This window comes from Microbacterium sp. CPCC 204701 (assembly GCF_004010105.1).
GTDB lineage: Bacteria > Actinomycetota > Actinomycetes > Actinomycetales > Microbacteriaceae > Microbacterium.
Window position 1 is genome coordinate 1 of record NZ_RRYE01000399.1, and the last position, 2,604, is coordinate 2,604.

At 70.9% G+C, this 2,604-nt stretch carries 2 protein-coding genes; both read right to left on the reverse strand.

What is annotated here, in order from left to right:
• Positions 1 to 188: 188 nt before the first annotated feature.
• Positions 189 to 1,268, reverse strand: coding sequence for a c-type cytochrome biogenesis protein CcsB (ccsB, locus tag EIO58_RS15945; protein WP_127820324.1), 1,080 nt, complete (start codon positions 1,266 to 1,268; stop codon positions 189 to 191).
• 5 nt (positions 1,269 to 1,273) lie between these two features.
• On the reverse strand, positions 1,274 to 2,604 hold a 1,331-nt coding region (resB, locus tag EIO58_RS15950), incomplete at its 5' end, for a cytochrome c biogenesis protein ResB (protein ID WP_164861779.1).

The window sequence follows — 2,604 nt, forward strand, 5'->3', positions numbered from 1 at the left end:
GGGGCCGCCGCCGCGTGCGTGCCCGCGAGGCCGAGGGCAGCGAGCGCGAGCGACTGTGGAGCGTGTACCGCACGCTCCAGGGCGGCGACGACCTCGACGCCAACGCGGCGCGGCGCTCGCGCGGGACCCCGATCGTCGTGCTCGAGCCGGCGGGCGACGCGCGCTGACACGCTCTGACGGGCGCCGGCTCAGCTCAGTCCGGAGTAGGCGTGAAGGCCCTTGAAGAACATGTTGACGATCGTGAAGTTGAAGATGACCGCGGTGAACCCGATGATCGAGAGCCACGCCGATCGGGCACCGCGCCAGCCGCGCGTCGCGCGGGCGTGGATGTACCCGGCGTAGAGCACCCAGATGACGAAGGTCCAGACTTCCTTCGTGTCGAAGCCCCAGTACCGGCCCCACGCGTCGTTCGCCCAGATGGATCCGGCGATGAGGGTGAAAGTCCAGAAGATGAAGCCGATGATGGCGAAGCGGTAGGCGAGGGACTCGAGTGCGTCGGCGCTCGGCAGCGTGCGCAAAAACCTCGGCCCGGCCTCGGCGCCCCCGTCGGCGAGATCGGTCGCACCGGCGATCCTCCGCTCACGCCGCGCCTGCATGAGCTGCAGCACCGACAGCCCGAAGGCGAGCGCGAACAGGGCCGTCGCGAGCGAGGCGACGAAGACGTGGATGACGAGCCACACCGACTTGAGCGGGTCCATGAGGGGCACGATCTCGGTGTAGAACCAGATCGCGGTGCCGCCCAGCAGCACGGCCACGAGCCCCGTGATGAATGTGCCGAGAAAACGCAGGTCGTAGCGGAGAAGCACGGCAAGGTACACCGCGACGATGAGGAGGGTGCCGGTGAGGGCGAACTCATACATGTTCGACCACGGCACACGCCCCGCGGCGATGCCGCGCGTCACGTCCGCGCCGAGGTGGAAGAGGAACGCCAGCACCGTCAGCGACGTGCCGATGCGCGCCCACACGAACCGCTCGCGGTGTCCGATCGGGGCGTGCAGCGCGGCGTCGGACGCGTCTTCCTGCGCCCGCACCGCGTCGACCGAGCCGGCGTATCCGACGCCGGCGCCGACGAGTTCGCGAGCGCGCCGGGTCGCGGCATCCTTCGCGTCCACCGCCGCCGCGCCCCGGCGAGCGAGGTCCACGGCGTACGCCGCGAACGCGAGCGCGTAAATCGCGATGGCGGTCCAGACCAGCAGCACCGAGATGGACTCGAGGCCGACGACCTGCGGCTCGGCGACCGCAGTGCGGAACACGGATGCTTCGGGCATGGCTCTCAGTCTACGTCGGGGCGGGATCCGGCCCCGGGCGAGGCCTCTTCGCTCGTCGCCGGCCGGTGGGCGAGCGACGCGAGGTGGCGCTCGGCGAACTGCTCGACGGCGGCCTCGAGCACAGGATCCTCGCCGCGCGCGAGCCCGGCGTACTCGAGCTCGACGGCGTGACCCCGGGTCGTCGCCTTGACCCACAGGCGACGGCGCGGGACGAACAGCCCGGCGAGCAGCCCCGCGGTCGCAAGAACCGCGAACAGCAGCACCCACGTGGCTGCGGCATCCCGGTGGACCGACAGCGAGACGTACCGCTTCACAGATCCGTCGTACCCGTCTGCGCCGTCCGGCGCCGCGTTCTCGAAGGTGACGGTGCCGCGGCCGCCGGGCAGCTCGGCCGTCTCGCCGGGCGCGAGCTCGATCGATTCGACGTCGGTTCCGCGGCCGGTGAGCTTTTCCATCTCGCTCGTGTCGAGCGTGTACACCGAGCGCGGCACGCCGCCGTCGATGCCGAGGTCGCCCTCGTACACATCGAGCGTGACGACCGGGTTCGTCAGCGCCGGGTACGCCGACGCGAAGGCGCCGTCCTCGCGCATCACCTGCGTCGGGTAGAAGAAGCCGACGAGGCCCACCTGCTCGTCGAGGCCGTCGGGCACCTTGACCACGCCGAGCGAGGTCATGTTGGTGTCCTGTGGCAGGAACGGCACGGACTCCGAGAACACGACCTCGCCGTCCGGATCGCGAACGGTCAGCGTGGGCGCGTACCCGTTGCCCATGAGATAGATGCGGTCGCCCGCCATCTCGAGCGGCTGGTTGACACGCACCTCACCGGTGACGGGCTCGTCACCGGCGAGCCGGGTCGTGAGGTTCGCGACGAAGTCGCCGGCCTGCCCCTGTCCCTGGCTGCCGAGCGGCTGATAGGTCACGTCGAACCGGTCGAGCGTGAGCGAGTACGGTGCGAGCGCGGTCTCCTCGTCGACGAAGCGACCCGGGTTGAACGACGTGTAGTCGAGCAGCGTGTTGACCCACGTGCGGCCCTCGATGATCACCGTCTGCCCGGTGTAGGTCAGGCCGCCGCCGATGCCGACCGCGAGCAGCACGCCGACCAGCGACGCGTGGAAGACGAGGTTGCCCGTCTCGCGCAGGTAGCCGCGCTCGCCCGAGACCGACAGGGCCGTGCGCGTGTCGTAGCGCTCGACGCGGTAGCCCGCTTTCTTCAGCTGCTGTCGCGCGGCCTCGACGGCGACCGATGCCGCGGCGGCGGCATCCGTCGCGTCGCCGAACTCGAGCGTCTCGGACCGGTGCGCCGCCAGGCGCCCGAGCCGCGCGGGCGTGCGCGGCG